19 protein-coding genes are annotated in these 21,970 nt (G+C 64.0%); 13 read left to right on the forward strand and 6 right to left on the reverse strand.

Annotated features, from left to right (window positions below; translation table 11 throughout):
• Positions 1-111 precede the first annotated feature (111 nt).
• Positions 112-495 carry an aspartate 1-decarboxylase gene (gene panD / locus ACYQ2U_RS09160; protein WP_459950056.1) on the forward strand — a complete coding sequence of 128 codons (384 nt, stop codon included), beginning with the start codon at positions 112-114 and terminating at the stop codon, positions 493-495.
• A gap of 101 nt (positions 496-596) precedes the next feature.
• Here the strand turns inward: panD and ACYQ2U_RS09165 are convergent, their stop codons facing one another.
• Positions 597-1,364, reverse strand: coding sequence for an RNA methyltransferase (locus ACYQ2U_RS09165; protein WP_459950057.1), 768 nt, complete (start codon positions 1,362-1,364; stop codon positions 597-599).
• Between the two features lie 94 nt (positions 1,365-1,458).
• Between ACYQ2U_RS09165 and ACYQ2U_RS09170 the strand changes: the two genes are divergently transcribed.
• Positions 1,459-2,265: an inositol monophosphatase family protein gene (locus ACYQ2U_RS09170; protein WP_459950058.1), complete on the forward strand. Its 807-nt coding sequence runs from the start codon at positions 1,459-1,461 to the stop codon at positions 2,263-2,265.
• Between the two features lie 23 nt (positions 2,266-2,288).
• On the opposite strand, the gene ACYQ2U_RS09175 is transcribed toward ACYQ2U_RS09170, so the two are convergent.
• Entirely contained in the window at positions 2,289-3,203 is a 915-nt protein-coding gene (locus tag ACYQ2U_RS09175) for a LysR family transcriptional regulator (RefSeq protein WP_459950059.1), read from the reverse strand.
• A gap of 118 nt (positions 3,204-3,321) precedes the next feature.
• Here ACYQ2U_RS09175 and ACYQ2U_RS09180 point away from each other — a divergent pair, with 118 nt between their 5' ends.
• The 5 genes from ACYQ2U_RS09180 to ACYQ2U_RS09200 all read left to right on the forward strand — a co-directional run bounded on the left by ACYQ2U_RS09180 (position 3,322) and on the right by ACYQ2U_RS09200 (position 6,734).
• Complete coding sequence (locus tag ACYQ2U_RS09180) at positions 3,322-4,128, forward strand: DODA-type extradiol aromatic ring-opening family dioxygenase (protein WP_459950060.1); 807 nt, start codon at positions 3,322-3,324, stop codon at positions 4,126-4,128.
• 36 nt (positions 4,129-4,164) lie between these two features.
• Positions 4,165-4,713, forward strand: a complete 549-nt coding sequence (locus tag ACYQ2U_RS09185; protein WP_459950061.1) for a cytochrome b — start codon at positions 4,165-4,167, stop codon at positions 4,711-4,713.
• A 20-nt stretch (positions 4,714-4,733) separates the two neighbouring features.
• Positions 4,734-5,303 carry a YceI family protein gene (locus ACYQ2U_RS09190; protein WP_459950062.1) on the forward strand — a complete coding sequence of 190 codons (570 nt, stop codon included), beginning with the start codon at positions 4,734-4,736 and terminating at the stop codon, positions 5,301-5,303.
• Between the two features lie 81 nt (positions 5,304-5,384).
• Complete coding sequence (locus tag ACYQ2U_RS09195) at positions 5,385-5,972, forward strand: YceI family protein (RefSeq protein ID WP_459950063.1); 588 nt, start codon at positions 5,385-5,387, stop codon at positions 5,970-5,972.
• A gap of 93 nt (positions 5,973-6,065) precedes the next feature.
• A complete protein-coding gene (locus tag ACYQ2U_RS09200; protein ID WP_459950064.1) occupies positions 6,066-6,734 on the forward strand; it encodes an alpha/beta hydrolase in 669 nt (222 codons plus the stop codon).
• 123 nt (positions 6,735-6,857) lie between these two features.
• Here ACYQ2U_RS09200 and ACYQ2U_RS09205 read toward each other — a convergent pair whose 3' ends face one another.
• Complete coding sequence (locus ACYQ2U_RS09205; protein WP_459950065.1) at positions 6,858-7,457, reverse strand: MltR family transcriptional regulator; 600 nt, start codon at positions 7,455-7,457, stop codon at positions 6,858-6,860.
• A 141-nt stretch (positions 7,458-7,598) separates the two neighbouring features.
• The gene (locus ACYQ2U_RS09210; RefSeq protein ID WP_459950066.1) at positions 7,599-8,615 is read right to left on the reverse strand and encodes a LysR family transcriptional regulator; all 1,017 of its coding nucleotides are present in this window, start codon (positions 8,613-8,615) and stop codon (positions 7,599-7,601) included.
• A 148-nt stretch (positions 8,616-8,763) separates the two neighbouring features.
• On the opposite strand from ACYQ2U_RS09210, the gene ACYQ2U_RS09215 reads away from it, so the two are divergent.
• From ACYQ2U_RS09215 to ACYQ2U_RS09240, 6 genes are all read left to right on the forward strand, one after another.
• Complete coding sequence (locus ACYQ2U_RS09215) at positions 8,764-9,171, forward strand: RidA family protein (RefSeq protein ID WP_459950067.1); 408 nt, start codon at positions 8,764-8,766, stop codon at positions 9,169-9,171.
• A gap of 282 nt (positions 9,172-9,453) precedes the next feature.
• A complete protein-coding gene (locus ACYQ2U_RS09220) occupies positions 9,454-10,626 on the forward strand; it encodes a metallophosphoesterase (RefSeq protein ID WP_459950068.1) in 1,173 nt (390 codons plus the stop codon).
• 336 nt (positions 10,627-10,962) lie between these two features.
• Positions 10,963-11,811 (forward strand): alpha/beta hydrolase, encoded by an 849-nt coding sequence (locus ACYQ2U_RS09225; RefSeq protein ID WP_459950069.1) that lies wholly within the window; start codon positions 10,963-10,965, stop codon positions 11,809-11,811.
• Positions 11,812-11,963: 152 nt separating this feature from the next.
• Positions 11,964-13,124, forward strand: a complete 1,161-nt coding sequence (locus ACYQ2U_RS09230; RefSeq protein ID WP_459950070.1) for an efflux RND transporter periplasmic adaptor subunit — start codon at positions 11,964-11,966, stop codon at positions 13,122-13,124.
• Between the two features lie 43 nt (positions 13,125-13,167).
• A complete protein-coding gene (locus ACYQ2U_RS09235) occupies positions 13,168-16,368 on the forward strand; it encodes an efflux RND transporter permease subunit (protein ID WP_459950071.1) in 3,201 nt (1,066 codons plus the stop codon).
• A 4-nt stretch (positions 16,369-16,372) separates the two neighbouring features.
• A complete protein-coding gene (locus ACYQ2U_RS09240; protein WP_459950072.1) occupies positions 16,373-17,827 on the forward strand; it encodes an efflux transporter outer membrane subunit in 1,455 nt (484 codons plus the stop codon).
• A 163-nt stretch (positions 17,828-17,990) separates the two neighbouring features.
• Here the strand turns inward: ACYQ2U_RS09240 and ACYQ2U_RS09245 are convergent, their stop codons facing one another.
• Together ACYQ2U_RS09245 and ACYQ2U_RS09250 are read right to left on the reverse strand one after the other, a co-directional pair.
• Complete coding sequence (locus tag ACYQ2U_RS09245) at positions 17,991-20,939, reverse strand: hybrid sensor histidine kinase/response regulator (protein ID WP_459950073.1); 2,949 nt, start codon at positions 20,937-20,939, stop codon at positions 17,991-17,993.
• On the reverse strand, positions 20,936-21,760 hold the full coding sequence (locus tag ACYQ2U_RS09250) for a PstS family phosphate ABC transporter substrate-binding protein (protein WP_459950074.1): 825 nt from the start codon (positions 21,758-21,760) through the stop codon (positions 20,936-20,938). Before ACYQ2U_RS09250 ends, ACYQ2U_RS09245 begins: the two co-directional genes overlap by 4 nt.
• Positions 21,761-21,970 lie beyond the last annotated feature (210 nt).

Raw genomic sequence — 21,970 nt, forward strand, 5'->3', positions numbered from 1 at the left:
TGCGCTCAGGCCGGCGGTGAATCCAGAAGCGGAGAACGATAGGGTAATGCGGCTCACCCCGCGCCCCAACCCCACGCTCGACGACTATCCTTTGCCTGAGAAGGAGCAGAAATGCAACGAACCATGCTGAAGTCCAAGCTGCATCGCGTTACCGTTACCCAGTCCGAACTGCATTACGAGGGTTCCTGTGCCATCGACGAAGACCTGCTCGATGCCGCAGACATCAAAGAGTACCAGCAGATCGACATTTGGAATGTGAACAATGGCGCACGTTTCACCACCTACGCCATCAAGGCCGAACGCGGTAGCGGCACCATTTCCGTGAACGGCGCCGCCGCCCGCCAAGCCGCCCCCGGTGACCTGCTGATCATCGCCACCTTCGCCAGCTACAACGAAATCGAACTGCAAAAGTTCGAGCCCGAACTGGTCTATGTGGATGCCAAGAACCGCATCACCAACCAGAAAAAGAAGATTCCTTCCCAGGCCGCCGCCTGAGGACTGCCCGCTCCAAACAAAAAGGCCCGCTGCTGCGGGCCTTTTTGTTTTCCGTGCGATGACAGCGGTCACCAAACAGTGGCGCCTTGCCCCTGGCACGCTCAGGGCCGATGGGGTCCTTTTTCCAGGGCCGCCAGCATGCCGCGCAGGATGGCGACTTCTTCCTTTTCCATCCCGGCCCGGCTGAACAGACGGCGCATGCGCAGCATCAGGCGCTTGGGCTGCTCGGGGTCGAGAAAGCCCGATACCACGGCGGCTCGCTCCAAGTGGTTGAGAAAGCCCTCGATCTCGTCGTGGGTGGCCGGCAGGCCGGCGTCGGCAATGGCGGGCAGTGCCCCGGGGTCCAGGGCCGCCAGGCGCAGCTCGTAGCAAAGCACCTGCACGGCCTGGGCCAGGTTGAGGGAACGGAAGTCCGGGTTGGTGGGAATCATGGTCCAGCGCTGGCACTGGGCCACTTCCTCGTTGGACAGGCCGGAAGTCTCGTGGCCGAACACCAGGGCCACGTCGCCGACGCCCTGGGCGGCCTTGGCCACCAGTTCCCGGGCGCCGTCCCGGGCCCAGACCGGCTCCACCGCCAGTTCCCGGCGGCGGCCGGTGACCGCAGTGGCGAACACGGTGCCGGCCAGAGCCTCGGGCAGGGAGGCGCAGACCCGGGCGTTTTCCAGCACGTCGGTGGCGGATACCGCCATCACATCGGCCTGGGGATCGGGGAAGCTCTTGGGATTGACCAGCACCAACTGGCTCAGGCCCATGGTTTTCATGGCCCGGGCGACGGAGCCGATATTGCCCGGGTGGCTGGTATGGGAAAGGACGATGCGGATGCGACCCAGCAAGTCGGGCGCGGGAACGGAAGAATCGGCTGGCGTCATCGGAAAGGGGGAAAAGGAATCAGAAAGGAGGAAGGAACCGGGGCGGGGACGGGCCTGCTAGAATCCGCCCTCATTTTTGCGTCACCCGGATTCCATGCATCCCATACTCAACATCGCCGTTAAGGCCGCCCGCCGGGCGGGTTCGCTCATCAACCGCGCCAGCCTCGACCTGACCCAGCTCAAGGTCAGCACCAAGCAACAGAGCGATTTCGTCACCGAAGTGGACAAGGTCGCCGAGGCCGCCATCATCGACATCGTGCGCGACGCCTATCCGGGGCACGGGATACTAGCAGAAGAGTCCGGCATCCTCGACCCCGCCGAGGGCGAGGACTTCCAGTGGATCATCGACCCCCTGGACGGCACCACCAACTTCATCCACGGCTTCCCCCAGTACGCCGTGTCCATCGGCATCGCCCAGAAGGGCGTGATGCAGCACGCCGTGGTGTACGACCCCAACCGCAATGAACTGTTCACCGCCAGCAAGGGCGGCGGCGCCTTCCTCAACGAAAAGCGCATCCGCGTCTCCCCCCGCGCCAAGCTGGCCGAAGCCCTGATCGGCACCGGTTTCCCCTACCGCGTGTTCGACCATGCCGACGCCTATCTCGGCATGTTCCGCGACATGATGCAAAAGACCGCCGGTCTGCGCCGTCCCGGCGCCGCCTCCCTCGACCTGGCCTATGTGGCCTGTGGCCGCCTCGACGGCTTCTTCGAGCTGGGCCTCGCCCCCTGGGACATGGCCGCCGGTACCCTGCTCATCACCGAAGCGGGCGGCCTTTGCGGCGACCTGAGCGGCGAGCCCACCTACATGAACCACGGCAACATCATCGGCGGCAACCCCAAGGTGTTCGCCCAGTTGCTGCAAGTCGTCGCGCCCCACCTCACGCCCCAACTGAAGGCCTGAGCACCAGGCCCCTCAGCCGTCCATTAGCCGCCCGGCTGGGGTGCCGGCACCGCGCCGCTCCCCAGCCGTTCCACCAGAAAGTCCATCAACACCCGCAAACGGTGCGGCACGTGCCGGTTGCCGGGTAGCACCGCGTAAATGCCCAGCTCGGGCATGGGAAAGTCCTTGAGGATTTCCACCAGGGCCCCGCTCGCCAACGCCTCCCCGGCACTGAATATCGGCTCACAGGCAATGCCTAGCCCCGCCGCCGCCGCCTTCAGCAGCACGTCGCCGTTGTTGGCCTGCAAGCGCGAACGGATCGGAAACAGCTCCAACTTGCCGTCCACCATGAAGCCCCAACGATGGCTGTTGGCCGAGGCCGTGTAGCCCAGGCACTGGTGGTGGATCAACTCCGAGGGGTGGCGCGGCTCGCCATGGCGGGCCAGGTAGTCCGGCGACGCCACCGGCACGATGCGGCCGCTGCCCAGACGCCGCGCCACGTCCCCCGGTTCCAGCCGGGTGGTGATCCGCACCGCCAAATCGATGCCTTCCTGGATCAGGTTGGAGCGCCGGTCGGAAAAATCCATGTCCAGCTCCACCTCCGGGTAGCGGTTGGCAAACTCCAATAGCAGCGGCGCCAGATGGCGCAGGCTGTACACCAAGGGCAGGCTCAGGCGGATCAGCCCCCGGGGCGTCTGGCGCTCTTCCGCCAGCCCCGTTTCCGCCATTTCCACCAGGTTCAGGATCACCCGGCACTTTTCCAGGTAGGCCGCCCCGCCCGAGCTCAATGACAGGCGCCGGGTGCTACGGGCCAGCAGCTTCACCCCCAAATGGGCCTCCAGGGCCGCCACCTGGCGGGTCACCACCGAACGGGCCACGTCCATCTGCTGGGCCACGGCGGAAAAGCTGCCCAGTTCGGCCACCCGCACGAACAAACGCATGGCGTCGAGTCTATCCACGGTCCCACTCCTCCATCGGCATTTGTTGCACAAATGGTAACAATCATTTCCACATTGTGGCCTATTTAGCCTCAAAGGAAAGAACTAAAGTGCGGCCATGTCATCAGGAACCGCTGCCATGCCGACCGAAACCACCGCCCTGCCCAGCCTCTTCGTCCCCCACGGCTCGCCCACCTTCGCCCTGCGCCCCGGCGCCGCCGGGGCCGCCCTGACGGCAGCAGCCCGTGCCCTGCCCCAGCCCCGGGCCATCATCATCGTCAGCGCCCACTGGACCACCGCCCAGCCCACCGTCGGCTTTGCCGAGCGGCCGGAAACCATCCACGACTTCTGGGGCTTCCCCGACGTGCTCTACACCCTGCGCTACCCCGCCACCGGCTGCCGCGAAGCCAGCCAGGAAGTGCAGAACGCCCTCGCCGCCGCCGGTTTCCCCGCCCAGGCCGACACCCGCCAAGGCCTCGACCATGGCGCCTGGCTGCCCCTGCGCTTCATGTACCCCGATGCCGACGTGCCGGTGCTGCCCCTGTCCATCCAAAGCCACCTGGGTCCCGAGCACCATTACCGGGTCGGCCAGGCCCTGGCGCCCCTGACCCATCAGGGCTTCCTCGTGGTCGCCTCGGGCAACCTGACCCACAACCTGTCGGACTTCCAGATGGCGCACCGCAACGGCGGACAGACTCCGGCCTACGTGCGCGCCTTCTCCGATTGGTTCTGGGAAAAGCTCCAGGCCCACGACCTGCCGGCCCTGCTCGACTACCGCCGGCAAGCCCCGGAAGCCGTCCGCGCCCACCCCCGCGACGAGCATCTGCTGCCCCTTTACGTGGCCCTCGGGGCAGGGGGTGACAACGCCGAGCCCCACCGCCTGCACGCCGGCATCGACGAATACGTCATTGCCATGGACGCCTTCGCCTTCCAATCCACCCACTAAACCAACGCAGCACTCCCAACCCCAGAGAGGTTTGCCATGCACAACAACAAGGAATACACCGTCACCGCCAAGGCCCTGCACTGGCTCATGGCCCTGGGCATCATCAGCCTGTTCGCCCTGGGCTTTTACATGCACGACCTGCCCCTGTCGCCCCAGAAGCTCAAGCTCTACTCCTGGCACAAATGGGCCGGCGTCACGATCTTTGCCCTGGCCGCCGTGCGTCTTGCCTGGCGCATTGCCCACCGCCCCCCGGCCCTGCCCGCCCACATGAAGAAGACCGAGCAATTCGTCGCCCACGCCGGCCACGGCCTGCTCTACCTGCTGATGTTCGGCATTCCCCTCTCCGGCTGGCTCATGAGTTCCGCCAAGGGTTTCCAGACCGTGCTGTTCGGCGTGCTGCCCATCCCCGACCTGCTGGAAAAAAACAAGGAACTGGGCGAACAACTCGCCACCCTGCACTGGGGTCTCAACCTGCTGCTCGCCGCCGTGGTCGTCGGCCATGCCGCCGCCGCCCTCAAGCACCACTTCCTCGACAAGGACGACGTCCTCACCCGCATGCTGCCCCACCACGGCAAGCAATCCTGACCCCCCAAGGAGAAACCACCATGAACAAACAACGCCTGCTCGCCACCCTCGCCCTTGCCGGCGCGCTGACCCTGCCCGCCCTCGGCCACGCCGTCGAATTCAACGCCGTGCAAGCCGACAAGAGCGCCATCACCTTCGCCTACAAGCAAATGGGCGTCGGCATGGAAGGCCACTTCAAGAAATTCAGCGCCCAACTGGCTTTCGACCCGGCCAAGCCCACCGCCGCCAAGGCCGTGCTGGACGTGGATCTCGCCAGCATCGACACCGGCTCCGCCGAAGCCAACGACGAAGTCGCCGGCAAGCAATGGTTCAACACCAAGGCCTATCCCACCGCCCACTTCGCCTCCAGCAGCGTCAAGGCCCTGGGCGGCAACCGCTACGAAGTGGCCGGCCAGCTCACCATCAAGGGCCGCACACAAACCGTGACCGCCCCCACCACTGTCACCGTACAGGGCAAGGCCGCCAGCTTCGACGGCACCTTCACCCTCAAACGGGCCGACTTCGCCATCGGCGAAGGCCCCTGGGCCGACTTCGGCACCGTGGCCAACGAAATCCAGATCAAGTTCCACGTCCTCGCCAACGGTAAGTAAAGGCAAGGACGCCCCCGCCTCACCCTAGTCACACCCTTTCCTTTTCCAACGTTTCACCCCATCTCAACAAGGAGCAACACCATGAAAAAAACGACCCGTCTCTCCCTGGCAGCCGCCGCCTTCGCTTCCCTCGCCGCCTTCGGCAGCGCCGCCCTGGCCGCCCCCGAAACCTTCGTGCTGGACAGCACCCACAGCTTCCCCCGTTTCTCCTACAGCCACTTCGGCTACTCCACCCAGCTCTCCCGCTTCAACAAGACCACCGGCAAGATCGTGCTCGACAAGGAAGCCAAGACCGGCTCCGTTGATGTAACCATCGACACCAAGTCCGTGGACACCGGCTTCGACGTGTTCAACGGCCACATCCAGGGCGAAGACTTCTTCAACACCGAGAAGTACCCCACCGCCACCTTCAAGTCCACCAAGGTGAACTTCGACGGCGACAAGCCCAGCACCGTGGAAGGCAACCTGACCATCAAGGGCGTCACCAAGCCCGTGACCCTCACCGTCAGCTCCTTCCAACTGATGCCCCACCCCATGATGAAGAAGGACGCCATCGGCGCCAACGCCAGCGTCAAGGTCAAGCGTAGCGACTTCAACATGAGCAAGTACGTCCCCTACGTGGGCGACGACGTGACCATCGACATCGCCGTCGAAGCCATCAAGCAGTAAGGCGCGCAGCAAGCCCACGCCGGGCTTGTCATTCCAGCCTACCGCCCCGGCCCGTGCCGGGGCGGCGCTTTTTTCCTTCCCGTGAATGCCACCATGACACGCCCCCTGCCCCTGCCCGACCTCGTCACCGACCTGAGCCTGCCCTATCGCCTTTACCCGGCCAACGGCACGCCCCAAGGGTTGATCCTGCTACTCCATGGCATCGGCAACAATGAAACTTCACTAGCCGGGCTAGGGCCTCACCTGCCCAAGGACCACAGCATCGCCCTGGTCCGCTCCGCCTACACCATGGGTCCCAACGCCTTCAGCGCCTTTGCCGTGAACTTCACGCCCCAGGGGCCCATCATCGACAAGACCGAAGCCGAGGCCAGCCGACTGGCGCTGATTCGCTTCGTCGGCGAATTGCAGCAACGCGTCGGCGTCGCCCCCGAACACACCCTGATTGCCGGCTTCAGCCAAGGCGGCATCATGTCCGCCGGCCTGGCCCTGACCCAACCCGAATTGGTTGCCGGCTTCGCCATCCTCTCTGGTCGCATCCTCCCGGAAATCGAACCCCTCATTCCCGCGCAGGAAAAACTCCGCCACTTGAAAGCCCTAATCCTCCACGGCGAAGCCGACGGCACCCTACCCATTACCTGGGCCGACCGCAGCGCTGAACTATTGAAAGCCCATCAGGTGCCGTTCAGCCTGCACAAGTTTCAGGCGCGGCATGAGATGACGGAGGAGATGGTTGAGGCTTTTGTGAAGTGGGTAAAACTGTGAATAAAACCGCCAAAGTATCTTTGAAAAATTAAAAATAAGACAGAAACTCACCAATGAAAATGATATTTTAACTCAACACCCCATACACAACACTGATTTACCAATTTACGCAAATAAATAATCTCAACTTACCCCGCCCCTCGGCAATACCTTTTCGAAAAAAAGAGACCATTTAGGAATAGCATTCATTTCAATCAAAGTAGTATCAATCCGACCAGCAATAAATGCTACGGAACAACTAAACCGCAATCTTTCCTTTGAACGCCGCTTAGATTGTTCTTCTCCAGTGCCACTATTAAGAGTAACAGTTGGTAACACTGGGGCCTTCATCCAAAGCACAGCCTGATCTGCTGCTTTCAATAAGCTACTTTCCTTTATGATCTCAGGATCCTCAAACGACTTTGAGGAATACTCATGAGCAGCCATATTTCTGATTTTCCTAATTCGCTGCAAATCTTCAAACTCCCACTTCTCAATAAGTCCCAGGCAGTACGCAATTCTTATTCTGGCTGAAAATGTTGAAAGCGGCCCCATTCCGACAAAAAGAGGTTCGACTGCATGTTTTTTTACATGTGAATCTCGTGATAAAAATTTTCTAATCAATGCAAGTAAAAGATCATCCATCACGCTTGCGCCGACCAAAATGCATCCACGATCTGACTCCGAATGCATTTCGTTAAACAATGACTCATAACGATCATCATTAGCTATTTTTTCATTCACAAACATGCTCCCAAAGCACTGAATATCAGCTATAGAAATTTCTCACAGCGCAATTTAATAGAAAACTACGTAGCTCTAGACTGAAGCAAAGCACATTCAGCTAATTTTCACCTAAATAATTTGTTTAATAGACGCATATTTTCAAAACGTACTCTCCGCCAAATTATTCTGCTCCAGCACCTCCCGTAGCGTATTACCGCTGGTCTTGCTACCCAGCGTACAAGCCCCGTCGTAGTCCGCCTCGCTGTCGCGCCCGTTGAGGAGCGGGCAGCCGCCGAACAACTCCGCCACCCAATCGGCGAAGGCGCGCACCTTGGGCGACAGGTGGCGGTTTTGCGGGTAGAGCACGGAGATGGCGAGGGGCGAGGGCTTGAGGTGTTTGAGCACTTCCACCAGGGCGCCGCTTTCCAGGTGGGGCAAGGCCATGAAGCGGGGGGCCTGGATCATGCCGAAGCCTTGCAGGCCGCAGGCCATGTAGGCGTCGGCGTCGTTCACCGAGATGCTGCCCTGCATCTCGAATTCCCGGCTGGTGCCGTCCACGATGAACTCCCAGTCGATGTTGCGACCGGTGCGGCTGGAAAAATATTGCACGGCCTTGTGCTGGGCCAGGTCTTCCACGGTCTTGGGCTCGCCGTACCGCTCCAGGTACGCCGGGGCGGCGCAGGTCATGAAGCTGAAGCTGCCGATGCGGCGCGCCACCAGGGTCGAGTCCACCAACTCGCCGGCGCGGATCACGCAATCCACGCCCTCCTGCACCAGGTTCACCAACCGGTCGCTCATGCCGATCATGAGTTCTATGTCGGGGTAGCGGCTATGGAACTCGCAAAGCTTGGGAATCAGAATCAGGCGGCCGATGGTGGACGGCACGTCGATGCGTAGCCGCCCCTGGGGCCGCTTGGCCACGTCGCGGAAGGCCGCCTCGGTCTCCTCCAGGTCGGCCAGGATGCGGGCGCAACGCTCGTAGTAGGCCGCGCCGTCCGGCGTCAGGCTGACGCTGCGGGTGGTGCGGTTGAGCAGGCGCACCTTGAGCAGGTTTTCCAGGCCCTGCACCGTGGTTGTCACCGTGGCCCGGGGCAGGCTCAGGTTGTCCGCCGCCCGGGTGAAGCTGTTGGCATCCACCACGGCCATGAACACCTTCATGGCTTGAAACCTATCCATTGTTATCCCTTCTTGGCGGATGCCATTGTTGATATTTACTGAACAGTATTGTCAGAACATACACCTTTATCCGCCAATAAATAACACCAAGAATCTCCCTCCTACAAAAACCTTCGCCCTCCCTCAAGTCAACACAACAGGAAAACCCATGACAAAGAACATCACCCGCATGAACCCGCCCTCTTTGCCGAACGCCGGCGCAATGGGGTATTCGCAAATATCCGTCGTTGAACCGGGTCGCATGGCTTATGTATCCGGGCAAGTGGCCTGGCGCCCCAACGGAGAACCCGTGCCCGCCGATCTGGGGGAGCAAATGAAGATCGTGGCGGACAACGCCAAAGCCGCTCTGCACGCCCTTGGCGCGACGCCCGGGGACATCGTGATCGCGCGTTGCTTCGTGATCGATCTGACCCCCGAGAGGCTGAACCAAATATTTCCCCCGTTGCTGACAATGTTCGACGGTGCGCAGCCCTGCATTACCGGCGTCGGCGTCGCGGCCTTGGCCGCGCCCGACCTGCAAGTCGAACTCGAATTGACCGTCCGCCTGCCGGATTAACTCTGACCACTCCTGCTTGGGCAGCCCGATGGGTGGCAAAGCCGAACAACCCGGTCCAGCGCCGCGCATCATCAATGGTTGCGTGAGCGCGTCACGGCCTCGCTGGGACACGCCTCCCCATTCCCGGAACGGTGAACTTCCGGGCATGGGACTCAAGGAAAAATGGCCACCCCCCACAATATTCAGATCGATGCGCCGTCTACAAGGAATATGAGCCCCCCTGCCGGGGCAACGGGTGCCCATCCCGCAAACGTAAAAAATCTACAAACGGTTCGAGCTCCCATGACGAATGAACACACCACGCCGCCCGCGCCGACGCCGGCCAAGCTGCGAAGACAACTCCGGGGTTTTACCCTGACGGTCATGCCCATCCTGACCGGGCTTCACGCCTACATCGGCTGGCGCCTGCTGCCGGCGCTCCCTATCGGCGTTCCCGGCACGGCCATCGGCGGAACCCTGCTGGTCCTGTCCACACTGTTGATCCCCCTCGGCATGCTGGCCCGTTTCATCGTCTCTCCCCAGGTCCTGGCCGACCGCATCGTCTGGATCGGCTCCCTGATCATGGGACTGTTCTCTTCGGTGCTGGTGCTGACGCTGTTGCGCGATCTGGTGCTACTGGCGGCAGGAACGCCGGCCCTGGCCGGCATCACGGCGCAGGCCGTGCTCCTGGCGGCGGTGGTGGCAACGGCCATCGGCTTCGTCAATGCACGGCGGGTGGCGCAGGTGGTTCGTGTCGACATTCCCTTGGCGGGGCTTCCGCCAGAATTGAACGGCTTCACCATCGCCCAGATCAGCGACATCCATGTCGGGCCGACCATCAAAGGCGACTACGTCAGCGCCATCGTCCACCGCGTTAACGGCCTCGGCGCCGACCTTATCGCCATCACCGGCGACGTGGTGGACGGCAGCGTTTCGCAGCTTTCAAGCCATACCGCCCCCTTGGCGAAACTCCGGGCACGGCATGGCGCCTATTGGGTTACCGGCAATCACGAGTACTACTCGGGCGTCGCGGAATGGAGGGCGGAGTTCCAACGTCTGGGCCTGCGCGGCCTGATGAACGAACATGTCGTCATCGAACATGGCGGCGAACGCCTGCTCCTGGCCGGCGTCACCGATTACAGCGCCGCAGCCTTCGACCCTACGCAACGCAGCGATCCCCTTGCCGCCCTGGCCGGCAGTCCGCAGGGCATCCCCAGGATATTGCTCGCCCATCAACCGCGCACTGCGCCAGCCGCCGCCGCAGCGGGCTTCGACCTGCAACTGTCCGGCCACACCCACGGCGGACAGTTCTGGCCCTGGAACCTGTTCGTCGGCCTGCAACAGCCCTACACCGCCGGGCTGCATCGACAAGACCGGCTCTGGGTCTATACCAGCCGCGGCACCGGTTATTGGGGACCGCCCAAACGCTTCGGCGCGCCCTCCGAAATCACCCTGTTGCGGCTTGTCCCTGCCTAGCTGAACCGAAGCCGGCGGCGGTGACGAGCCGCTCGACCGCTAGTACCGCCGTCCCAAGCAATACCCTGGCTTGCCAGATGCCGGCGGCAAGCAGCCTTTGCAATGGCGGTAGGCGTCCACCACGGCCATGCCTCCGCATGGCTTGAAATCGCTCTATTCCCCTTCTTATTCAATCTCTTGGCATTGGGTCTCGGCGCCAATCCTCCAGCTCGCACAGACTTAATTGTTAATTAATTCCGAATAGTGTTGTTTTGATTTATGTATTTATTTAGATCAACGTAACACCCAGAATCCATCCGTCTTCTTCATTTTTTCGCCCGAGAAAAAAACACCGCGATGGATGCCCTCACCTCCCTTCTCGACACCATGCAGGACAACGTGCGCCGTGTGGCCGTGGAGAAACTCGCCATTCCCGGCTTCGCTGCCCCGCTGGCCGCGCGCCTTTACCGGCCGGTCGGGATAGCCGGGCCGATGCCGGTGGTGCTGTATTTCCACGGCGGCGGCTTCGTCGGCGGCAGCCTCGACGATGCCCATCTGCCGGCCCTGTTCATCGCCCGCTACGCCGCCCTGGCCGTGGTTGCCGTGGCCTATTCCCTGGCGCCGGCACATCCCTTCCCCGCCGCGCCGGAGGATGGCTTCGCCGCCGCCGACTGGTTGCGTCGCCAGGGCCGGGAGCACGGCATCGACGGTCAGCGCCTGGCCCTGGCTGGCGACGATGCCGGCGGCAATCTGGCCGCCGCCCTCGGTCTGATGCTCAAGGACCGCAATGCCCCGCCGGCCCTGGCCCAGGTGCTGGTCGGCGCGATGCTGGACCCAAGCATGACCCGCCAGGGGGACGCCCGCCAACTCGGTTCCGACCTCAGCGCCGAAACCTGCAACCAGTGCTACGCCCAATACCTGCCCAAGCCCATGCAGCGCCTGCACCCCTACGCCGCGCCCCTGGAGTCGAGCCGCCTGCGCGGCTTGCCGCCGGCCCTGATCGCCACGGCCGAATGCGACGTGCTGCACCGGGAATCCGAGCAGTACGCCGCCGCCCTGATCGCCGCCGGCGTGCCGACCCAGGTCACGCGTTTTCCGGTCAAGCACGGCGAGCTGCCCACCTACCCGCCGCTGTTGAACGAGGTGGCCGAGTTCCTGCGCCGCCGTCTGGTGCCGGCCGCCCCGGCCCTGGAAGCGCAGTTTTAGAGAAATAGGCAAGAAGCTCAGATGAATAGGTATTCGCCCCCGGCCACCCATTTCCTAGGATTACCGCCCTTCCCCCGCATCGCGCGCGGCGGCGCGCTGCGTCCAGAAAAAAACCAGCCCTTCCCCATTGCCACCCTTCGAGAGGAATAGTCATGAACCCACGTCAAAAACGCCTCGTCGTTACCACCCTCGCCGGCCTGTTGCTGGCCTGGGGCGGCATCGCCGTGATCCAGGCCCGGGCCAACAATGCCCCGGTCGCCCCTGCCCCGTCGGGCCCCACGGTGGAGGTGGCCGAGGTGATCAATCGCGCCATCGTCGATTGGAAGGAATTTTCCGGTCGCCTGGAAACCCCGGACCGGGCGGACATCCGCGCCCAGGTGTCGGGCGTGCTGACCGCCGTGCACTTCAAGGACGGCGCCCTGGTGAAGAAGGGCGATCCCCTGTTCACCATCGACCCGCGTCCCTACGCGGCGGAGGTGTCCGCCGCCGAGGCCCGGGCTGACTATGCCGCGTCCGAGTTCGCCCGGGCCGAGCGCCTGCTGGCGGAAAACGCCATCGCCAAGCGCGACTTCGAGGAAAAGAAAAACGCCGCCCAGGTGGCCCAGGCCGCCCTGCGCATCGCCAAGCTCAACCTCGAATACACCCGCATTACCGCGCCCTTCGACGGCCGCGTCTCCCGTGCCGAAATCACCGTGGGCAACCTGATCACCGCCAACAGCGGCCCGGCCCTGACCACCCTGGTGTCCTCGGGCCGCATCTATGCCGGCTTCGACGTGGACGAGCAGACCTTCCTCAAGTACGTCAATCCGGCCCGTAGCGCCAAGGGCGTCAGCCTGCCGGTGCATCTGGGCCTGGCCAACGAGGACGGCTATTCCCGCCAGGGCGGCATCCAGTCGGTGGATAACCACCTCGACAACCGCTCCGGCACCATTCGCGTCCGCGCCGTGTTCGACAACCCCGACGGACAACTGGTCCCCGGCCTCTACGCCCGCATCCGCCTTGGCGGCAGCCAGGAAAGAAACACCATCCTGATCGACGGCAAGGCCGTGGGCACCGACCAGGACAAGCGCTTCGTCCTCGTCGTCGGCGCCGACAACAAGACCGCCTACCGGGAAATCCACCTCGGCGCCAGCCAGGACGGTTTGCAGATCGTGGACAGCGGCCTCAAGGCTGGCGAGCGCATCGTGGTGAACGGCCTGCAACGGGTTCACCCCGGCGACACCATCGTGCCGCAAACCGTGGCCATGGCCGGTAACAAGAACGCCGCCACGTCCGCCGACGCCAACGCAAAAGATGGCGCAGCCACCAAGTGACCCCTAAGCGTCAATTCTCGCGCCGACTTCAGGACACCCCGACATGAACATTTCAAAATTCTTCATCGACCGCCCCATCTTCGCCGGGGTGCTGTCGATCCTGCTCTTGCTGGGAGGCGTGCTCTCCCTGTTCAAGCTGCCCATCTCGGAATATCCCGAGGTGGTGCCGCCCTCCGTGGTGGTGCGGGCCCAGTACCCGGGCGCCAACCCCAAGGTGATCGCCGAGACGGTGGCCTCGCCCCTGGAGGAATCCATCAACGGTGTGGAGAACATGCTCTACATGCAGTCGCAGGCCAACAGCGACGGCAACCTCACGGTGACGGTGAACTTCCAGTTGGGTGTGGACCCGGACAAAGCCCAGCAACTGGTGCAGAACCGCGTCTCCCAGGCCCTGCCGCGCCTGCCCGAGGACGTGCAGCGCCTGGGGGTGACCACCCTAAAAAGCTCCCCCACCCTGACCATGGTGGTGCACCTCACCTCGCCCGACAACCGCTACGACATGACCTACCTGCGCAACTACGCGGTGCTCAACGTCAAGGACCGGCTGGCCCGGATTCAGGGCGTGGGCGAAGTGGGCCTGTTCGGTTCCGGCAACTACGCCATGCGGGTCTGGCTTGATCCGCAGAAGGTGGCCCAGCGCAACCTCACCGCCAGTGAAGTGGTGCGCGCCATCCGCGAACAGAACGTGCAAGTGGCCGCCGGTGTCATCGGCGCCACCCCCGCCGGGCCCGACGTGCCCCTGCAACTCAACGTCAACGCCCAGGGCCGTTTGAAGACCGAGGGCGAGTTCGCCGACATCATCGTCAAGACCGCCGGCGACGGCGCCGTCACCCGCCTCGGCGACGTGGCGCGCATTGAACTGGCCGCGTCGGAATACGGTCTGCGCTCTCTGCTCGACAACAAGCCCGCCGTCGCCATTCCCATCTTCCAGGCCCCTGGCGCCAACGCCCTCGACGTATCGGCCAAGGTGCGCGAAACCATGGCCGAGTTGTCCAAGGACTTTCCCTCCTCGGTGAGCTACAGCATCGTCTATGACCCCACCCAGTTCGTCCGGGCCAGCATCAAGGCGGTAGTACATACCCTGCTCGAAGCCATTGCCCTGGTGGTGCTGGTGGTGATCGTCTTCCTCCAGACCTGGCGCGCGTCCATCATTCCCCTGCTGGCGGTGCCCGTGTCCATCGTCGGCACCTTCTCCCTGATGCTGGGCTTCGGCTACTCCATCAACGCCCTGTCGCTGTTCGGCATGGTGCTCGCCATCGGCATCGTGGTGGATGACGCCATCGTGGTGGTGGAGAACGTGGAGCGCAACATCGAAGCCGGGCTCTCGCCGCGAGAGGCCACCTACCGGGCCATGCGCGAAGTGTCGGGCCCCATCATCGCCATCGCCTTGACGCTGGTGGCGGTGTTCGTGCCCCTGGCCTTCATGACCGGCCTCACCGGCCAGTTCTACAAGCAGTTCGCCATGACCATCGCCATCTCCACGGTGATCTCGGCCTTCAACTCCCTGACCCTGTCACCGGCCCTGTCCGCCCTACTGCTGCGGAGCCACGACGCCAAGCCCGACTGGCTGACGCGGCAGATGAACCGCTACCTGGGCGGTTTCTTCGCTGCCTTCAACCGTTTCTTCCACCGCTCGGCGGAACGTTACGGCAGCGGCGTCAGCGGCGTGATCGCCCGCAAGGCTTCCTCCATGGGCGTCTATGCGGTGCTGCTAGGCCTCACCCTGGGTGTGTCCTATCTGGTGCCCGGCGGCTTCGTGCCGGCCCAAGACAAGCAGTACCTGATCAGCTTCACCCAGTTGCCCAACGGCGCTTCCCTCGACCGTACCGAGGCGGTGATTCGCCGCATGGGCGACATTGCCCTCAAGCAACCTGGGGTGGAAAGCGCCGTGGCCTTCCCCGGCCTGTCCATCAACGGCTTCACCAACAGTTCCAGCGCCGGCATCGTCTTCGTCACCCTCAAGCCCTTTGACGAGCGCAAGAGCAAGGAACTGTCCGCCGGCGCCATTGCCGGGGCCTTGAACCAGCAGTACGCGGCCATTCAGGATGCCTTCATCGCGGTGTTCCCGCCACCGCCGGTGATGGGCCTGGGCACCGTGGGCGGTTTCAAGATGCAGATCGAGGACCGGGGTGCCCTGGGCTACGCCGAACTGGATGCCGCCGCCAAAGCCTTCATGGGTGCTGCCAGCAAGACGCCGGAACTGGGCCCGATGTTCTCCAGCTACCAGATCAACGTGCCCCAACTGGACGTGGACCTGGACCGCACCAAGGCCAAGCAACAGGGCGTGTCGGTGACCGACGTGTTCGACACCATGCAGATCTACCTGGGCTCCCTCTACGTGAATGACTTCAACCGTTTCGGTCGGGTCTATCAGGTGCGGGCCCAGGCGGACGCGCCCTACCGCGCCCACCCGGAAGACATCGGCCAGTTGAAGACCCGCAGCGTCAGCGGCGAGATGGTGCCCCTGTCGTCCCTGGTCAAGGTGAAGGAAAGCTTCGGCCCCGAGATGGTGGTGCGCTACAACGGCTACACCGCCGCCGACATCAACGGCGGCCCGGCCCCCGGCTACTCTTCCGCCCAAGCCGAAGCGGCGGCGGAACGGGTGGCGGCGGAAACCCTGCCTCGCGGCGTGAAGTTCGAATGGACCGACCTTACCTACCAGAAGATTCTCGCCGGCAACGCGGGCATCTGGGTCTTCCCCATCAGCGTGCTGCTGGTGTTCCTGGTGCTGGCCGCCCAGTACGAGAGCCTGACCCTGCCCCTGGCGGTGATCCTGATCGTGCCCATGAGCATCCTGGCCGCCTTGACCGGCGTCTTTCTCACCGGCGGCGACAACAACATCTTCACCCAGATCGGCCTCATGGTGCTGGTGGGGCTGGCGTGCAAAAACGCCATCCTCATCGTCGAGTTCGCCCGGGAACTGGAGATGCAGGGCGCCACGCCGGTGGAAGCCGCCATCAACGCCAGCCGCCTGCGGCTGCGGCCCATCCTGATGACCTCCATCGCCTTCATCATGGGCGTCATTCCCCTCGTCACCTCCAGCGGCGCCGGTTCGGAAATGCGCCACGCCATGGGCATTGCCGTGTTCTTCGGCATGCTCGGCGTGACCCTGTTCGGCCTCTTCCTCACGCCGGTGTTCTACGTCCTGCTGCGCAAGCTGGCCCATGGTCGCCAGCTGCATTCCGCCGCCCACCACGACGCCCCCCTGGTGGCCGGTCCCGGCGCCCACACGGAAACGGAGTAATCCCATGCGAACCCAGACAAGCACATCCCTCACCCTGCTCGCCTCGCTGCTGATCCTGGCCGGCTGCTCGGTGGCCCCCACCTACCAGCGGCCCGACGCGGCCGTACCCGAGAGCTTCAAGGAAGCGCCGACGACGACGGACGGCGCCTGGAAAACCGCCCAACCCGCCGAGGAGATTCCCCGTGGCGAGTGGTGGAAGATTTTCCGCGACGCTACCTTGGACGAGCTGGAAAACCAGGCTCTGGCCGCCAACCAGGACCTGCGGGCCGCCGCAGCCCGCCTCGGCCAGGCCCGGGCACTGGAGCAGAACGCCCGCGCCGCCCTGTTTCCCCAGGTGGGCATAGGCTTCGGCCCCACCCGGCAGTTGCAGTCCGCTGCCGCCCAGGGCCTGGCGCCGGATGCCGACACCAAGCCCGTCACCCTGTGGCGGGCCCAGGCCACGGTGTCCTACGAGGCCGACCTGTTCGGCCGGGTGAGCAGCGTGGCCGACGCCGCCCGCTTCGACGCGGAAAGGAACGCGGCCCTGTTCCAGTCCACCCTGCTGGCCCTTCAGGCCGACGTGGCCCAGGCCTATTTCCTGGTGCGGGAGCTGGACGCCTCCCTGGCCCTCTACGCCGACACGGTACGCAGCCGCAAGGAAACCCTGCAACTGTTCCAGCGTCGTTACGATGCCGGTGACATCGGCGAGTTCGAACTGGCCCGGGTCCGCACCGAGCTGGCCTCGGCGGAATCCGAATCCCTCGGCATCAGCCGCCAACGGGCCGTGGCCGAGCACGCCCTGGCCATCCTGCTGGGCAAGGCGCCGGCGGACTTCAGCCTGGCCGCCGCGCCCCTGGGGCGCCTGGAGGCCAAGGTGCCGGTGGGCCTGCCGTCGGCCCTGCTGGAGCGGCGTCCCGACATCGCCGCCGCCGAACGGGCCATGGCGGCAGCCAATGCCCGCATCGGCTCGGCCAAGGCGGCCTACTTCCCGCGTCTGTCCCTCACCGGCGCCCTCGGCTACGAGTCCAACGAACTGGGAGACCTGTTCAAGCACGCCAGCCGGGCGGCGGTGTTCGGCCCCCTGGTGGGCACTCTGCTGACGCTGCCGGTGTTCGATGGTGGCGCTCGGGAGGCCGGCGTGAACCGGGCCAATGCGGCCTACGACGAGGACGTGGCCAACTACCGCCAGACCGTGCTGCGGGCCTTCAAGGAAGTGGAGGACAACCTGGTCAACCTGCGCCTGCTGGACCAGCAGAACACCCAGCAGGACACCGCCGTCGGCGCCGCGAACCGGGCCGCGCAACTGGCCCGCATCCAGTACCGGGAAGGCGCCCTGGCCTACCTGAACGTGCTCGACGCGGAACGCAGCGCCCTCCAGCAGCAGCGCGTGGCGGTGCAACTGGACGGCGAGCGCGCCCGCTCGGTGGTGGGTTTGGTACGCGCCCTGGGCGGCGGCTGGGAAGGGAACATGGCGCCCTAAGGCGGAACGACGCTACTGAAACCACGGCACCGGCATTCCCGCGCAAGCGGGAATCCAGCGTCTTCGGGCATAAGCCTGTGGGTGAACGGAGTCCTCGCTTACGCGGGGACTCCGTTTTTTTACGATAGGAAAGGGGTCGTCCCGGACGGGACGACGATCAACCTCAGGCCTTGGCGGACTTGATGAAAACGGCCACGTCCTGCTGGACCTGGCCGAAACCGTCCTTGAGTTCCTGGTGGAGTTCGGCAACCCGGGACCAGTTGGCTTCCACGGCGGCGCCTTCCATATTGGCCACCGTGCGCACCAGGGGCAGGATCGACAGGTTGCCGAACACGCCCTTGGCTTCGTGGGCGATGGCCTTGACCACCTCGCCCTTGCGCTGCTCCACCGCGGTTTCCAGTCGACCGAGCAAGGCAGTGGTGGAGGTATTGAACGCCTCGAGCAGGTCGGCGAGCAATTGGGGATCGTCCCCCAGGATTTCCTTGAGTCGGGCGAAATCGATCAGGCTGGCCCGGGCTTCGTCACCGGAAACGGCATTGATCATGTCCATGGCGGAACTGTCCCGCACGCGGATCCAGCGGTTGAGGGCGTGTTCCAACTGGTCCCGGTCCACCGGCTTGCCGACGTAATCGTCCATGCCGGCGGCCAGGCAGTGTTCCCGGTCGCCCTGCATGGTGTTGGCGGTCATGGCGATGATGGGCGTGCGCCGGGCGCCGGCCCGCTCCGCCTTGCGGATCGCGGCGGTAGCCTCGAAACCGTCCATCACCGGCATCTGACAGTCCATCAGGATGGCGGCGAAGGGCAGCGCCAGGGCCGCCTCGACGGCCTCCTGGCCGTTGTTGACCACATGCACGGCGTAACCCATCTTGTTGATCATCAACTGGGCGACCTTCTGGTTGATGGGGTTGTCCTCCGCCAGCAGGATCAGGCGGCCTTTTTCCAGGGCGTCGTGCAGTTCAGGCGCGGTTACTTGCATAGTCGGTACCGTGTCTTCAAGGGGAACACCATTGTTCGCATCCGCCATGCTGTTGCCGATGCAATCGAGCAGTTGGGACTGCCGCACCGGCTTGGTCAAGCATCGGGAGAATCCCGCCGCCCGGGCCTGCTCGAACAGGTCGCGCTGATCGTAGGCAGTCAGCAGGACCAGGCGCAGGCCGTCGAAACGGCGATCGGTTCGGATAATACGCGCCAATTCGATGCCGTCCATGCCCGGCATGGCGTAGTCCACCAGGGCAACGGCATAGGGCTTGCCCGCGTCGGCGGCCTCGGTCAGGAGCTTCAGGGCCTCGGCGCCGTTGCAGGCGTTTTCGCTTTGCATGCCCCAGGACCCCAGGTAGCGACGCAGGATGTTGCGGTCGGACATTTTGTCGTCCACCACCAGCACCTTCAAGCCCTTGAGGTTAGGCAGCAGTTGGGCCAGTTCCACCGTTTCCGGCCCCGGCACGCCGGCGGGCGCCAGGGGAATGGAGAACCAGAAGGTGGAACCCGCGCCGGGCTCGCTGATGGCGCCGATCTCGCCCCCCATCAATTCCACCAGGCGCTTGCAGATGGCCAGGCCGAGGCCGGTGCCACCGTATTTGCGGGTGGTGGACGCATCGGCCTGGCTGAAGGACTGGAACAGCCGGGCCTGGACCTCGGGCGTCATGCCGACGCCGGTATCCCGGACTTCAAACCGCACCCGGAACTGGATGGCATGCTGTTCCTGCAACACGTTGATTTCGATGTCGCCGCACTCGGTGAATTTGACGGCGTTGCCGATCAGGTTCACCAGCACCTGGCGCAACCGAGTCGGGTCGCCCCGCATCCGGCTGGGCAGGGCCGGGGCGATGTAGCTCATCATGGAAATCTTTTTCTCGTGGGCCTTGGCGGCGAGGAGTTCGGTCACCCCTTCCACCACCCGCACCAGGGAAAAATCGGTGACCTCGATTTCCAGTTTGCCGGCCTCGATCTTGGAGAAGTCGAGGATGTCGTTGATGATGGTCAGCAGCGCCGCCGCCGAATCCCGCACGGTATGGGTGAAGTCCCGCTGTTCAGCGTTGAGGGGGGTATCGAGCAGCAGATCGGTCATGCCGATGATGCCGTTCATGGGGGTACGAATTTCGTGGCTCATGTTGGCCAGGAACTCGCCCTTGGCATGGGTGGCCGCCTCGGCCACCTGCTTGGCCTTGGTCAACTCGTCGGTGCGCTCCTGCACCAGCTCCTCCAGGTGCAGGCGATAGTGGGCCAGTTCCTGCTCCACCACCTTGCGCGCGGTGATGTTGCGGATGTAGCCCACCATGCCGCGCTGGGCGGCTTCATCATCGAAGCGCACCGGCGCCAGGCCGATTTCCACCCACATGTCCAAGGCCTCGATCTGCTCCTCGGTCTGCAAGGGTTGGCCGTTGGCGAGCATGTTCTGCTTGTTCCGCTCGTAGATCTCCCGCTCTTCCTCGGTGAACAAATTGGCCAGGGACTTGCCGACGAAGGAGGAAACGTCATTGCTGCCGTAGTACTGGGCGAAGCGTTGGTTCACCGCCAACAAGCGGTTTTCATGGTCGGCCAGCCAAACCATGAAGGGGAAATTGTCGAGCAGGGCCCGTTGGTAATGTTCCCGTTCCGCCAGTTGGCTTTCGGCGTTGTAGAGCGCCGCCAGGGGCAGGCGGCGCAGGGGCCCCCAGATCACCCAGGCGGCAACCAGACCGACGGCGAGGATGGCCACCCCGATCAGGTAGTTCCACAACAGGGAAATACCGGCCTCGACGCTGCCGACGGCATCGCCGAAGGCGTAGAGAATGCGGCCACGGCTGACGAAGTGCCAGGCGGGCGCTGCGCCCCCTTCAAGCACGGTGCGATCTTCCTTGCCAGCCACCCGGTAGTGTTGCTCTGGCAACAGATAGGGCTCCAACACCACCTGTAGCCGATCGCCGTTGCTTTCCCAAAAGTCGGGATGGGCACCGACGAAGCGTTCGATGGCGATGGCCTGAACCCGCAGGTTTTCGTCGAGGAAGCGTTTTTTGTCGAGATAGGTATAGGTGCCGTAAAAGGTCACGGGCACCAGGGCCACCCCCAGCGCCAGGCTGGCCGTCAGCCAGGCCAGCAGGCGGGATAGCCGGGCGTAGGCGCGATTGCTCATTCGGCAGGTCGGTAGTCGTAGCGCTGCAACAAGGCCCGCACCTTGCCGCTACGCAGGAACTGGGCAAAACGCTCGGCCGCGGGGGACGGCGACGGGGGCAGCACCACGATCAGGGACTTGCTCCAGGGATAGCTGCCGTTCTTCAAGGTGGTGACCGAGGGGGTAACGCCGTTGATGGGGAAAATGGTGAGCTTTTCCTTGGCCGTGGTGATCAGCCCCAGGGTGGTGGGACCGAAGGAACCCGGGGTCTGGGTGATCAGGGCCAGGGTTTCCATGTCGTCCTTGCCGGTGACCATGCCCGGGCGCTGGGCTGCCTGGTCCAGGGCCTTGGCCATGGCCGGCGACATGGATTTCAGCAACAGGGTATCGGATTCGAAGGTCGCGCGCAGGATCAGGCGGATTGGACTGCCGCCGTCCCATTTCCGCAGGCTGCCGTCATAGACGGCGGCCAGTTCGTCGAGGGAAAAGCCGTTACGGCGCTGTCCACCGGAAGAGGCCAGCACGAAGGGCGTATCGGCCAGTTCGAAGCTGCGCCCGAAGCGGGCAGCCTCCTCGGGCTTCAGGGGCCGACCGGCGATGGCCAGGTCGAGCCGGCCTTCCGCCAGGGCCTTGAGCCCGCCGCCAGTCCCCAGGGGGGGCGTCACCAGATTCAGGCTGACATCCTTGGCCTGCTTGCGGAATTCCTCGTACAACAGGCGCACCAGGGGCTCGGAGGAGCCCGTGCCGCCGATGGTCAAGGTGTCCGCCCTGGCGGCCAGACTCAGGCCGAATGCCAACAACAGTCCCAACCACAGCGATGCCGACTTTGTTTTTTTGCTCATCAAGGCCTCCCACCCTGGTGCCAATCAGTATTCCATCCGCAGGAACGGTCATCCCACCCCGTCGCCATGCCGACCAGCTATGCATTTTCGCATACCCTCCCCGGCCAATGACGCCGGGGACCAAATTGCACTCGCCTGGGTCGCCGTCCTGAAAGATAATCGCGCCTTCGCCGTCGCCAGGCGCGGCCATGTTTCAACGACCCCAGCGGA

It is taken from the genome of Denitratisoma sp. agr-D3, from assembly GCF_054658675.1.